This is a genomic window from Pedobacter cryoconitis (genome assembly GCF_003259615.1).
Classification (GTDB): domain Bacteria; phylum Bacteroidota; class Bacteroidia; order Sphingobacteriales; family Sphingobacteriaceae; genus Pedobacter; species Pedobacter cryoconitis.
Window position 1 is genome coordinate 24,186 of the sequence record NZ_QLLR01000026.1, and the last position, 12,424, is coordinate 36,609.

At 40.1% G+C, this 12,424-nt stretch carries 13 protein-coding genes; 9 read left to right on the plus strand and 4 right to left on the minus strand.

Features of this window, described 5'->3' with window-relative positions; genetic code table 11:
- Positions 1–2: 2 nt before the first annotated feature.
- From LY11_RS20020 to LY11_RS20030, 3 genes are all read left to right on the plus strand, one after another.
- On the plus strand, positions 3–1,028 hold the full coding sequence (locus LY11_RS20020) for a sensor histidine kinase (RefSeq protein ID WP_111635409.1): 1,026 nt from the start codon (positions 3–5) through the stop codon (positions 1,026–1,028).
- An 87-nt stretch (positions 1,029–1,115) separates the two neighbouring features.
- On the plus strand, positions 1,116–1,757 hold the full coding sequence (locus LY11_RS20025) for a DUF47 domain-containing protein (RefSeq protein ID WP_068404177.1): 642 nt from the start codon (positions 1,116–1,118) through the stop codon (positions 1,755–1,757).
- Positions 1,758–1,768: 11 nt separating this feature from the next.
- Entirely contained in the window at positions 1,769–2,797 is a 1,029-nt protein-coding gene (locus tag LY11_RS20030; protein WP_111635410.1) for an inorganic phosphate transporter, read from the plus strand.
- Positions 2,798–2,858: 61 nt separating this feature from the next.
- On the opposite strand, the gene LY11_RS20035 is transcribed toward LY11_RS20030, so the two are convergent.
- Together LY11_RS20035 and LY11_RS20040 are read right to left on the minus strand one after the other, a co-directional pair.
- Positions 2,859–3,764: an energy transducer TonB gene (locus LY11_RS20035; RefSeq protein ID WP_111635411.1), complete on the minus strand. Its 906-nt coding sequence runs from the start codon at positions 3,762–3,764 to the stop codon at positions 2,859–2,861.
- Positions 3,757–4,335 carry an RNA polymerase sigma factor gene (locus LY11_RS20040; RefSeq protein ID WP_111635412.1) on the minus strand — a complete coding sequence of 193 codons (579 nt, stop codon included), beginning with the start codon at positions 4,333–4,335 and terminating at the stop codon, positions 3,757–3,759. The genes LY11_RS20035 and LY11_RS20040 overlap by 8 nt, the downstream gene beginning before the upstream one ends.
- Before the next feature lie 153 nt (positions 4,336–4,488).
- Here LY11_RS20040 and LY11_RS20045 point away from each other — a divergent pair, with 153 nt between their 5' ends.
- The 4 genes from LY11_RS20045 to LY11_RS20060 all read left to right on the plus strand — a co-directional run bounded on the left by LY11_RS20045 (position 4,489) and on the right by LY11_RS20060 (position 9,010).
- Positions 4,489–5,292 (plus strand): DUF4197 domain-containing protein, encoded by an 804-nt coding sequence (locus tag LY11_RS20045; RefSeq protein WP_111635413.1) that lies wholly within the window; start codon positions 4,489–4,491, stop codon positions 5,290–5,292.
- Between the two features lie 133 nt (positions 5,293–5,425).
- Entirely contained in the window at positions 5,426–6,742 is a 1,317-nt protein-coding gene (locus tag LY11_RS20050; RefSeq protein ID WP_211321614.1) for a DEAD/DEAH box helicase, read from the plus strand.
- A gap of 93 nt (positions 6,743–6,835) precedes the next feature.
- Positions 6,836–8,116, plus strand: coding sequence for a replication-associated recombination protein A (locus LY11_RS20055; protein ID WP_111635414.1), 1,281 nt, complete (start codon positions 6,836–6,838; stop codon positions 8,114–8,116).
- A 213-nt stretch (positions 8,117–8,329) separates the two neighbouring features.
- Entirely contained in the window at positions 8,330–9,010 is a 681-nt protein-coding gene (locus LY11_RS20060) for an OmpA family protein (RefSeq protein ID WP_183866226.1), read from the plus strand.
- A 92-nt stretch (positions 9,011–9,102) separates the two neighbouring features.
- On the opposite strand, the gene LY11_RS20065 is transcribed toward LY11_RS20060, so the two are convergent.
- Positions 9,103–9,447 (minus strand): hypothetical protein, encoded by a 345-nt coding sequence (locus LY11_RS20065; protein WP_111635416.1) that lies wholly within the window; start codon positions 9,445–9,447, stop codon positions 9,103–9,105.
- Between the two features lie 133 nt (positions 9,448–9,580).
- Between LY11_RS20065 and LY11_RS20070 the strand changes: the two genes are divergently transcribed.
- Positions 9,581–10,597: a Gfo/Idh/MocA family oxidoreductase gene (locus LY11_RS20070; protein WP_211321615.1), complete on the plus strand. Its 1,017-nt coding sequence runs from the start codon at positions 9,581–9,583 to the stop codon at positions 10,595–10,597.
- Positions 10,597–11,376: a M90 family metallopeptidase gene (locus LY11_RS20075; protein ID WP_245952840.1), complete on the plus strand. Its 780-nt coding sequence runs from the start codon at positions 10,597–10,599 to the stop codon at positions 11,374–11,376. Before LY11_RS20070 ends, LY11_RS20075 begins: the two co-directional genes overlap by 1 nt.
- Before the next feature lie 38 nt (positions 11,377–11,414).
- Here the strand turns inward: LY11_RS20075 and LY11_RS20080 are convergent, their stop codons facing one another.
- Positions 11,415–12,404, minus strand: coding sequence for an alpha/beta fold hydrolase (locus LY11_RS20080; RefSeq protein ID WP_111635417.1), 990 nt, complete (start codon positions 12,402–12,404; stop codon positions 11,415–11,417).
- Between the last annotated feature and the right edge of the window lie 20 nt (positions 12,405–12,424).

A 12,424-nucleotide genomic window follows, 5' to 3' on the forward strand; every position in this document is an offset into this window, starting at 1 on the left:
TTATGAAGTTAAGTGTCCTGGTTTTAATTACTGCACTCGCAGTTGGCCTGTCTATCGGGCTGGTCAATTTCCATTTTCAGCAAAGCTGGTATTTTATGCTCGTCTCTTTTGCGGTTTCGTTTGTGACGAGTTTTATCATGTTTTATTACCTGCTGGAAAAATATATCTATTCTAAGATCAAACTGATCTATAAACTAATTCACAATCTGAAATTAGGGAAAGACCTGAAAGATGCGCTGGGCGAATATGTGAGTACTGATCCGATCAATGATGTAGAACATGAGGTTAAAGAATGGGCAGGTGCCAAAAAGCAGGAAATTGATCTGCTTAAAAAACAGGAACAGTTCAGAAGGGAATTCCTTTCTAATGTATCTCATGAATTTAAGACCCCGCTGTTTGCGATTCAGGGTTATATAGAAACTTTACAGGACTGTTTGCTGGATGATCCGGAAATGGCTGTTAAGTTTTTACAAAAGGCAGAAAAAAATGTAGAGCGCTTAAGCTACCTGATTAACGATCTGGACGCAATTTCGAAACTGGAATCGGGCGAGGTGCCTATCGACTACCGGAAATTTGATTTCGTGCTGCTGGCTAAAGAAGTCATGGAAGGCCTGGAAGACAAAGCAGGCAAAAGAAAAGTTCAGCTGTCATTTAAAGAGAAATATATGCACCCGGCTTTTGTGAATGCCGACCGGGAGAAAATAAGACAGGTCATGATTAACCTGATCTCCAACTCCATCAAGTATGGTAAAGAGAACGGATCTACGGCCATCAAGATTTTTGAATTGCATGATCAATACCTGATTGAGGTTACAGATGACGGCATCGGAATCGACGAGAAACATCTGCCAAGATTGTTTGAAAGGTTCTATAGAATAGATTCTCACCGCTCCAGAGAAGTTGGCGGAACTGGCTTAGGGCTGGCTATTGTGAAACATATTCTGGAAGCACACCAGCAAATTATATCGGTTAGAAGTACCCTGCAAATCGGGACTACTTTTGCCTTTACGCTTCAAAAAATCGGTTAAGATTTAAAGAAATATTCCTTTTATGTTAACACTTAACACTAACTTAACATTGCGATCCTACTTTTGTAACCATATCTTATAGTTAACATGAATAATATTTTTAAGTTCTTTACACCAAAAGACAAAAAATTCCAACCGCTGTTTGAACAAGCCGGAAGTAATGTATTGAAGATCTCAGAAGCACTTTTTCTTGCTTTAAGTACCAAAGATCTGGAAAAAAGAAAAGAATATATAAAGGAGATTGAACGCCTTGAGCACGTTGGTGATGATATTACCCACTCTATCTTCTTAGAACTAAGCAAAAACTTTATCACGCCTTTCGACAGGGAAGATATTCACGCATTGGCAAGTGCGGTGGATGATATTGCAGATTATATTCATGCTTCAGCAAGTAATATAGAATTGTATAACATCACGAATATCGGCGATGCCATGATTAAACTGGCTGAATTACTGGTTGAAATGTGTACAGATTTAGATAAAGCCATCAAAGAATTGAGAAGCTTTAAGAACATCCGTGTCATTGCTGATGCCTGTGTACGCATCAACAGTGGTGAAAATCAAGCGGATTATGTTTGTAATATCGCAATCGCAAGGTTATTCGAATTTGAAACCAATGCAATTGAACTGATTAAGCAAAAAGAAGTTCTTCAAACACTTGAAATGGCTACAGATAAATGTGAAGATGCAGCAAATGTGTTGGAATCTATATTGGTTAAAAACGCTTAAAATTCAACGAAATGCTTACACCCTTATTGATCGTCGTAATTGTACTGGCTATCGGTTTCGATTATATCAATGGTTTTCACGATGCGGCCAATTCTATTGCAACGGTTGTATCGACAAAAGTACTTACTCCTTTTCAGGCGGTACTCTGGGCAGCACTTTTTAATTTTGCTGCTTACTTCTATTTTACAGATCACAAAGTTGCAAACACTATTGCTAAAACGGTTGTAGAGAATTTCATTACCCTGGAGGTGATCCTCGCCGGACTTTTAGCAGCAATCACCTGGAATTTATTTACCTGGTGGTACGGTATCCCTTCAAGTTCATCACATACTTTAGTGGGTGGTTTTGCGGGTGCTGGTATGGCTAAAGCGGGTTCATTAGGTTTTGGGATTATGTCAGCAATTAACCTGGCCCCGATCCTGAAGATTGTCGCTTTTATTGTGCTTGCTCCTGTAATTGGTATGTTTATCTCGGTAATCATTTCCATTATCCTGTTGCATCTTTCTAAAAATGCAAGACCTTCGGTTGCAGAAAAATGGTTTAAAAAGCTACAACTGATCTCTTCTGCAGCATTAAGTTTCACACATGGTGGTAACGATGCGCAAAAAGTAATGGGGATCATTTATGTAGCCATGGTTGCAGCGAAAGTATTAAAAACAGGCGATACAATGCCAGAATGGATTCCGTTTACTTGTTACGCGGCTATCTCTTTAGGGACCATGAGCGGTGGATGGAAGATTGTAAAAACAATGGGTTCAAAAATTACAAAGGTCAATGCTTTTGAGGGCGTAGCAGCAGAAACTGCAGGTGCGGTAACTCTTGGAATCACAGAACACTTCGGTATCCCGGTTTCTACCACGCATACCATTACAGGTTCTATTGTTGGGGTTGGTTTATTAAAAAGGGTTTCCGCAGTAAGATGGGGAGTAACGGTAAGTTTGCTTTGGGCATGGGTTTTAACTATTCCTGTTTCAGCAGTACTGGCCGCTATTATTTTCAAACTGGTTGACTTTTTCTTCCCGGGCCTGGGAGTTGTTTAAAAAGAACAAATTTATTCTATCCTAAAAAAGCCCTTGAACATGATGTTCAAGGGCTTTTTCTTTAGAAGGCAACAGTATAAACTACCCTGCTTTCTTTATTTTTAGGCTGTTCCCATTTGGGCCCTTCTTTAATGAGCCGGATAGCTTCTTCATCAAATTGTTTATCGATGCCTTTGGTTACTTTTAAATCAGCCGGATTTCCTTCGCTGTCTATCAAAAAGCTTAATTCTACGAGCCTGTCCCCTGTGCCACGCAATTTATTGTGGTCATTCAGGTAGGTGTCCAGATTTACCCAGCCGCCTACAGGAGTGGATACGGATTGAACTGCGGTAGTCACTGCTTCTTTTGCCACCACTTTACTCATTCTGGCCATAGCCTGTACCGGAACATCAGCTGTAGTGGTGCTGTCTGCTGGTTTAACAGGTACAGCCTGCATGGAATAGCCTTTTGCAATTCTCCCGCTGATAACTTCGTCTTGTGTATTGGCTGAAGGTACTCCCTGGCCGACAATAACAGGTTTAGTTTTCTTAGCTGGAACATTAGCGGCATAAATATCATTTTTTGCAGAGTCAATAACTGCCTGGGCTGGTGAAGGTGCAATATTTACTTCTACTTTTCTTGGCTGGTTTTTAGCTATTTCTTCACGTTTCTCTCTGTCTTTCATGAAAAACATAATACTTACCGAGATAAACATGACTGCCGCAGCTGCTGCAACACTTAAGCGCTGCCAGGTAAACACAGTTTCCTTTTTGGTTACCTGCTGCTGTGCAATACGCTCATACAATTGTTTTTGAAGCAAAGAGACATTTTGCACTGCCCTTCCCCGCGATTCACTCAGCCCTGCCAGTGCCTGCGCAACAAAAGGGTCTTCCAGCGCCTGCTTCTCAATTTTGTGCATAGCTTTGCTGTCAAGCTTACCATCCAGGTAGTCTTCCAGTAATTCTATATCTAACCAATCGTTATTCACTGCTGTTTTTCTCTATACAAATTTTCAAATTCCTTTTCCCGTTTTGAATATAGCTCTTTACTTTGACCATTTCATAACCGGTTATTTCGGCTACTTCTTTATAACATTTTTCCTGAAGATAGAATAAGTCAACGCTCTTGCGCTGTTCTTCGGTCAGGGTTTCCATGCACTTTTCCATAACGGTCAACTGCGTTTCTTTGGTATCATCTATATCCAGATGCACAAAGTCGGTGTTTTCCACAAAAGTATCGTCAATAGACACGGTATTGCTTTTAGCTAACTTCCTCAGTGCCATTAAGCAATGATTTCTGGTGAGTACGTGCAGCCAGCTTTTGAAATTCTGCACCTCATGAATCTTTAATTTCACGACCAGTTCCTCGAAAATCTGCATAACCGCATCTTTACTGGCTTCCTCTTCCTTGAAATAATTCAGACAGACCCCGTAAACCAGGTGCATATACCGGTTATAAAGCGTACCCAATGCGTCCAGACTTCCCGTACTTTTGTACCGTAAAAGAAGGGCTGCATCATCGGCATCCTTGATTCCTGTTGTATTCTTTATAAATTTCAATTGTATATAGTGGAAAATTCTCTTCAAGTATAAAAATATTTTCTGACTCCGGGCTTGTTTAAATTAGAAAAAGGCAGATATATCAATAGATAAAATTGATAATCAGCACTTAATGGCCAGAAATTTGCTTACTATTGATTTCATACCACAATCATGAATAAAATCAAACTCGCATCCCTGGCTTTTGCAGCGATCGCATTCAATAGCTATACTGCACAAAGTCAATCCCTCGGGAACCTTTTAAAGAAAGTAAAATCTGCAACAGAGACTAAGCCTGCTACTACGCAAACAGCAACTCAAACTACGGGGACTACCGCCACAACTGGTACGATAGCCAAGCCTTCGAATTTAGAAATAGGCTCAGGGATTAAACAGGCACTGGAAGCAGGGATTTCTAAAGGAGCGGACCAGTTATCTTTGAAGGATGGTTTTTTGGGAAATATGGCAGTTAAAATTTTATTCCCTCCTGAAGCACAGAAAGTAGAGAAAACATTGAGAAGCATTGGCCTGGGCTCCCTGGCAGATAATGTAGTGACCAGTTTAAACAGAGCAGCTGAGGATGCAGCGAAAGAAGCTAAACCTATATTTGTATCTGCGATCAAACAAATGACAATTACAGATGCTACAAATATTTTATTAGGCGGGGAAAATTCAGCTACTGAATACTTTAAAAAAGCAACTACAGCACAGCTTTTAGAGAAATTCAGACCCGTTGTAAATGCGAGTTTAAGCAAAGTCGGCGCAGCTAAATATTGGGGCGATGCGACCGGACAGTATAATAAATTACCAATGGTTAAACCGGTCACGACTGATCTGCAGGGTTATGTAACCCAAAAAGCGGTAGAAGGGATGTTTATTCAGGTTGCACAGGAAGAATTGACCATCAGAAATAATTTAGGTGTACGTAACACGCCTATACTTCAGAAAGTATTTGGTTACGCCGATCAGAAAAAATAAAAATTAATCATCAGATTAATTTAAATTAAGCTAAATATTGATTGCAAGCTTTATAGCCCTCAAAAAAATCTACATAAGATTAAAAATAAAGGCTACTTTTATGCAGAACAATTACGAATAACATACAAGTATATTGGATTTTAAAGATTTTAATTTTAACCCTGATTTATTAGAGGGTTTATTAGCAATGGGTTTCAGAAATGCAACCCCCATACAACAGGAAGCAATTCCCCTTATCTTAGCAAAAAAAGATTTGATTGCGTGTGCCCAGACGGGAACAGGTAAAACAGGTGCTTATTTGCTGCCGGTCATGAATATGATCAGCCAGACGGAGAACCGACATAACAATACGCTTATCCTTGCCCCTACACGTGAACTTGCACAGCAAATTGATCTGCAGGTTGAAGCACTCTCCTATTTCACGAATATCAGCTCACTAACCGTATACGGTGGTGGCGACGGTATTGCTTATGAACAGCAGAAGCGAAGTATGCGTGAAGGTGTCGATATTATCATTGCTACACCAGGAAGACTTATTTCTCATCTTTCTTCAGGACTGCTGAAACTGGATCAGTTACAGCACCTTGTTTTGGATGAGGCAGACAGAATGCTCGACATGGGCTTCTATGATGATATTATGCGCATTGTAAGTTTCCTTCCGGAAAAAAGACAGACGGTATTGTTCTCTGCAACGATGCCTCCTAAAATAAGAAAGCTTGCGGGCACTTTATTAAAGGACCCTGAGCAGATCAGTATTGCAATATCTAAACCAGCAGCAGGGATTAATCAGCAGGCTTATATTGTACATGATACCCAAAAGGTAAAATTACTGACTGAGCTGATGAAAAATGTTGATTTCCCAAGTATTTTGATTTTCGCTTCTACTAAAGAAAAAGTTAAAAACCTGGGTAAAGTTTTCCGTGGCCTTGGCTTTAAAGCAGAGGCTTTCCACTCCGATCTCGGACAAAAGGAAAGAGAAGCTATTTTATCAGAATTTAAGAATAAACGCGTTCCGGTATTAATTGGAACTGACGTACTTTCCAGAGGAATTGATGTAGAAGGGATTTCACTGGTGATCAATTTTGATGTACCTCATGATCCTGAAGATTATATTCACAGGATTGGCCGTACAGCGAGAGCCGCAACTACAGGTACAGCGATCACTTTAGTGAATGATAAGGATAAACGCAAGTTTGCCAACATTGAAAAGCTGATTGACAAGACTATTGAAAGGATGCCTTTACCTGAACATTTAGGGGAAGCACCGGTAGAAACAGCAGCAACTTCGTCTTCAAGACCAGAAAATAACAGAGACAGAAAAGCACCTCAGCGCAAGTTTTGGAAAAAGAAACCTAAAACTGAAGGTTCTTCGCCAAGGGCGGAGGGTTCTTCACCAAAAGCGGAAAGTTCTGCACCAAAAGCAGAAGGTGCAGCACCAAAAGCTGATTAATATAAAAACTGCTTATCGCTTATTCATGTAAATTTTAAGCAGTTCTAAGGCAGGAGCAATTTTTATTGCTCCTGTTTTTTTATCTTTACATTTATGCAAAACCTACCTCCATTAGCAGAACGCATGCGTCCGCAGAATCTGGACGAATATGTTGGACAACAACATTTGGTAGGACCGGATGCCGTTTTGCGCAAAGCCATACAAAGTAGCCAGCTTCCGTCAATGATTTTCTGGGGCCCTCCCGGAGTCGGAAAAACTACTTTAGCTTATATCATTTCTCAGACACTGGATCGTCCGTTTTTTAACCTGAGTGCAATCAATTCTGGTGTAAAAGATATTCGCGAAGTCATTGATAAGGCAGCACTATTAAAAGATAGCTTTCTGGGTTTACCGATCTTATTTATTGATGAGATTCACAGGTTCAGCAAATCACAACAAGACAGCTTACTTGGCGCGGTAGAACGCGGACTGGTGACTTTAATTGGTGCGACCACAGAAAATCCCTCCTTCGAAGTTATTTCCGCTTTATTATCCCGCTGCCAGGTTTATATCCTGAAATCCCTGGATGAGGAAGAACTGTCTGGTTTATTGCAGACTGCAATCCGCGAAGATGTAACACTGAAGGAAAAGAAAATTACCATAAAAGAGCATGAGGCTTTAATCCGTTTATCTGGCGGTGATGCCCGGAAATTATTAAATGTTCTTGAAATTGCAGTGAACGGTATCGGTGGGGATACGATTGTGCTCACCAACGAAAATGTATTGAAACATGCACAGCAGAACCTCGCTTTATATGATAAGGCCGGGGAACAGCATTATGATATTATCTCTGCTTTTATCAAGTCTATCAGGGGAAGCGATCCCAACGCCGCGGTCTATTGGCTGGCCAGGATGATTGAAGGTGGTGAAGATCCGCTGTTTATTGCCAGAAGGTTATTGATCCTGGCTTCTGAAGATATTGGCAATGCCAATCCGAATGCTTTATTGTTAGCAAATAATTGCTTCCAGGCGGTCAATGTAATTGGTTATCCTGAAGCCCGGATTATTCTTTCGCAGGCGGTAACTTATCTGGCTTCTTCAGTCAAAAGTAACGCATCATATGAAGCGATTAATAAAGCACAACAGCTCGTTAAACAGACTGGTAATTTACCTGTTCCGCTGCATATCAGGAATGCACCGACTAAACTGATGAAAAACATCGGCTATGGGAAAGATTATAAATATTCTCATGGGTATGAAGGCAACTTTGCCGCACAGGAATATCTGCCTGAGCTGATCAGCGGAACTAAACTTTATGATCCCGGCCATAATCCGGCAGAAGAGAAACTCCGGGAAAAGCTGAAGCAAAACTGGAAAGATAAGTATGGTTACTAGCTTTGATAGTGACTAAACATTTGTGCCAATTAATTATCTTTTTCAAAACAAATTGTACAGAATTGTAGTCAATTTCGATAATTTCAGACAATCTCCTGTCAGTTATACCCGGAAATTTATACAAAATCTCTGTCTTATCATAAGAAATCACAAAAAACTTACACTTGGCATCACCTTTGAGTAAATGCCCTTATAAACAACTAATTTATTATCATGATTACTTCGAAATTTAAAATAGCTGCATTCAGCATCGCTTTATCCTTAACTGCCATGGGTTTTCAAGGATGTGACAGTTTAACAAAAACACAAAAAGGTGCTGGTATCGGTGCTGCTGCTGGTGGTGTTTTAGGTGCTATTATTGGTAAAAAAGCTGGTAACACTGCAATTGGAGCAATTTTAGGTGGTGCAATTGGTGGTACTGCAGGTGGGTTCATCGGTAAACGTATGGATAAACAAGCAGCTGAAATTCAGAATGCTATTCCAAACGCAGAAGTAGTACGTGAAGGTGAAGGTATTATTGTAAAATTTGATAGTGGTATCTTATTCGATTTTGATAGTGCAAACTTAAAAGCACAAGCAAAAGATAACGTAAAATCATTAGCGGGATCATTGGAAAAATATCCTGATACTGAAATCAAAGTTATTGGTCATACAGACAATAAAGGTACTGAAGCTTATAACATGAGCCTTTCAGAAAGAAGAGCAGCATCTGTTAAAGCTTATGCAGTTACACAAGGTGTACCATCGTCACGTTTAACTACTGTAGGTAAAGGTTTCTCTGAACCAATTGCAGACAATGCAACTGACGCTGGAAGAGCTGCTAACCGCAGAGTTGAGATCGTTATTGTAGCGAATGATCAATTGAAAAAACAAGCGCAACAAGCTAACAACTAAAAAATATTAAGATCTACCTATTTTAATAACATAAAAAGCCGGAGTAATTATACTCCGGCTTTTTTTTGGCGATAGATTTTTTTTATCCTGTCTTATTGATAGATGTCTTCGAAATAATGAATAGCCAGAGATTTCAAGAGCAGCTCCTGCTCCATCATGGCAAATGAGGGAACTTGTTTCACCAGTTTCCAATGTGGCCATCCGTCCTGATCCAGACCTTCAAGCTCATAAAATCCCATTTCACTCATTAAACGGCAAGTGGCAATGTGCATCAGCTCTTCTTTTTGACGTTTGCTGTACTTTCCTGGCCCCTTACCTAATTCCTGAACGCCTATCAAAAATAACATTACCTTTAAATCAGGTATATCGGAGTCAAATTCTTCAGCAATTTTTTGCTGTAGAAGTTTCCATTTTGCGTGTATTTCTGCGGGCTTCATACACAAAGATAAAAAATATAAGAGCCTGCTTCCTATTTATTGAATAAATACAAAGAGTTAAACGGTTTATGACAATATTATTAAAACATCAATTTTTTGATTGACTAATTTAGCTGCTCAAATAGAGCAATTGATGACTAAAGTAATCTCGACTGGCCTGATGGCCTACGGCATGTCCGGCAAAATATTTCACGGCCCTTTTCTGACTGCACATCAGGGGTTTAAACTGCATGCAGTTACGGAACGGAATCAAAAAAATGCAGAGAAAGATTTCGCCGGTATCATCAGTTATGATAGCACTGACGAATTGCTAAATGACAAAGAGATTGACCTGATCGTTATCAATACGCCTAATAACACGCATTATGAGTATGCTAAACAAGCATTGCATGCGGGTAAACATATTTTGGTGGAAAAGCCATTCGCAGCCACTTCTGCAGAAGCTATCGAAATCTTTAAATTAGCTGAATCTCTGGGCAAAAAGGTGTTCGTTTACCAGAACCGCAGATGGGACAGCGATTTTACAGCCGTAAAAAACATCATTAAAAGTGATAAACTGGGTAAATTGTCAGAGGTCCACTTCCGGTTTGACAGGTATAAAGCAAGTATCGGTGTAAAAAGCTTTAAAGAAGAGCCGATTGCAGCCAGTGGTTTACAGTATGACCTTGGGCCGCATTTAGTAGATCAGGCGATCAGTATTTTTGGCAAACCGCTATCATTTCATAAGGTATTAGGTAAAAACAGGGAAAATACACAGGTAGATGATTTCTTCTCGATCCATTTGAGTTATCCGGATAGTTTGAATGTTTTTGTACATGCCAATATGATGGTGACTGATATTCAGCCTTCTTTTGTACTGCATGGAAAAAACGGGAGTTTTATTAAAGAACGGGCGGATGTACAGGAAGAACAATTGTTAAAGGGAATTAAGCCCAATGAGCCTGGTTTTGGAATTGAAGCCAAGGGAAAAGAAGCGGTATTAACTTTAATCAGTGAGAGTGGAGAAAGAACAAAACGTTTGGTTCCTTCTAAACCTGCCAGTTATATTTCCTTATTTGAAGCAGTTTATCAGGCACTGGTCCATAAAGAAGTTTATCCGATACAAGAAGAAGAGATCCTGGCTCAGCTTGAAATCCTGGAGGCAGAATAATGATGCCTTACCTGATCTTACTCGCCGCCTTTATAGTTGCACTATATTTCATTTTCCGCAGTAAAAAAACTAAACAAGTTTCACAAAATGCGATGAATGAAACTGACAGGCAGCTTTTGCTGAGTCACGTGGCTTATTATCAGCATTTAGACCAGGATAACCGTTTAAAGTTTGAGCAAATGCTGCTGGACTTCTTAAGTTATGTGCGTGTGGAAGGTATAGACCTTGTGCCTGATGCCACAGATCGTTTATTAATTGCATCGAGTGCAATTATTCCGGTTTTTGGATTCGGGCAATGGAAGTATCAGAATCTCCATGCTGTAATTTTATACCCTGATACTTTTAATAAAGACTTTCAGTTTGAAGGTGGTGACCGGAATATTCTTGGAATGGTCGGTACGGGCTATATGAACGGACAAATGATTTTATCCCGCTCTGCGTTATTGGAAGGATTTTCTATCAGTACAGATAAGGAGAATACTGCGATCCATGAGTTTGTACACTTACTGGATAAATCGGACGGGGCAACAGATGGTATTCCTGAAAACCTGATGCCGCATCAGTATATTATTCCGTGGGTAAAAATGATCCACCAGGAAATCAGCAGGATTGAGGCTGGTAAATCAGATATTAATCCGTATGCGGTGACCAATGAAGCTGAATTCCTTGCAGTAGTGTCAGAATATTTCTTTGAAAAGCCAGCGCAGTTCAAAGAGAAACACCCTGAGCTGTATCAGATCCTTGCCGCAACTTTCTCACAAGATCCGGTAAAGAAATAAATGGAGAACCTGCCTGGGCAGGTTCTTATAATTTGTTCTTATAACCCGCCCAATAAAGCAACTGTAAATTCTGTAGGGACTTCCAGGTGAGGAATATGGCCACTACCATCAAATTCAATCAGCTTGGCGTTAGGTATCCTGCCTGCAATCTGTTTTCCGAGTACTTTGTACTGTCCATGCAATGCTTGTTGCTGAGGGCTTAATAAGCCTTTACCAACTATCGTTTTATCTTCTTTACCAATAAACAGAATTGTTGGAACTGTGATGTTCTGGAACTCATAAACCACTGGCTGTTCGTAGATCATTGTAAAGGTCATTGCTGCTACTTTTGCCCAGCGCGCGTAGTCCGAACTGAAAGTCACTCCCGCACCTATTCTGACTAATTCATCATATTCAGGTTTCCACACGGTGAAGTAAGAGCTTTGATAGTATTTTTTGATACTTTCTGCCGTAGCTTTCAATTCTGTTTTATATTGTTCTTCTGTGGTTACATAAGGGACAAAGGCGCGGTAATCTTCCAGCCCGATAGGGTTTTCCAGCAATAGTTTTTCTGTAGTCTGCGGATACATCAGCGCAAACCGGGTGGCTAACATCCCTCCCATAGAATGGCCGAGGATATTTGCTTTCTGAATACCTAAGGTATCCAACAATGCTTTATTCCAGCGCGCAAGCTGATGAAAGCTGTAATGAATAAATGGTTTGGAAGATTTACCAAATCCGATCTGATCAGGAACAACAACCCTGAATCCTCTGCCGGTTAAAGCCTTGATTACATTAGTCCAGTAATATCCGCCAAAGTTTTTACCATGAAATAAAACTACTGTCCTGCCATTTGCATTTTGTACAGGTGCAATATCCATATAGGCCATCTTAATATCTTGTCCTTCGGTATGGATAGGAAAGTATTTTACCGGGTAAGGATATTTTACATTTTCCAGGGTAATAGACAGGGTATCTGCCTGTTGTGCAGATGCAGAAAAAGACAGACAAAATAAAAGGATTGCTGGCAGCAGTAGTTTTTTGAACATATAATCTCAATCGTTTAGTA

Bases quoted from the DNA above. Each gene is read 5' to 3' on its own strand.
- LY11_RS20055 (WP_111635414.1), top strand. From the start codon at position 6,836: ATGCAAAACCTACCTCCATTAGCAGAACGCATGCGTCCGCAGAATCTG.
- LY11_RS20030 (WP_111635410.1), top strand. From the start codon at position 1,769: ATGCTTACACCCTTATTGATCGTCGTAATTGTACTGGCTATCGGTTTC.
- LY11_RS20065 (WP_111635416.1), bottom strand. From the start codon at position 9,447: ATGAAGCCCGCAGAAATACACGCAAAATGGAAACTTCTACAGCAAAAA.
- LY11_RS20045 (WP_111635413.1), top strand. From the start codon at position 4,489: ATGAATAAAATCAAACTCGCATCCCTGGCTTTTGCAGCGATCGCATTC.
- LY11_RS20075 (WP_245952840.1), top strand. From the start codon at position 10,597: ATGATGCCTTACCTGATCTTACTCGCCGCCTTTATAGTTGCACTATAT.
- LY11_RS20060 (WP_183866226.1), top strand. From the start codon at position 8,330: ATGATTACTTCGAAATTTAAAATAGCTGCATTCAGCATCGCTTTATCC.
- LY11_RS20070 (WP_211321615.1), top strand. From the start codon at position 9,581: ATGACTAAAGTAATCTCGACTGGCCTGATGGCCTACGGCATGTCCGGC.
- LY11_RS20020 (WP_111635409.1), top strand. From the start codon at position 3: ATGAAGTTAAGTGTCCTGGTTTTAATTACTGCACTCGCAGTTGGCCTG.
- LY11_RS20025 (WP_068404177.1), top strand. From the start codon at position 1,116: ATGAATAATATTTTTAAGTTCTTTACACCAAAAGACAAAAAATTCCAA.
- LY11_RS20080 (WP_111635417.1), bottom strand. From the start codon at position 12,404: ATGTTCAAAAAACTACTGCTGCCAGCAATCCTTTTATTTTGTCTGTCT.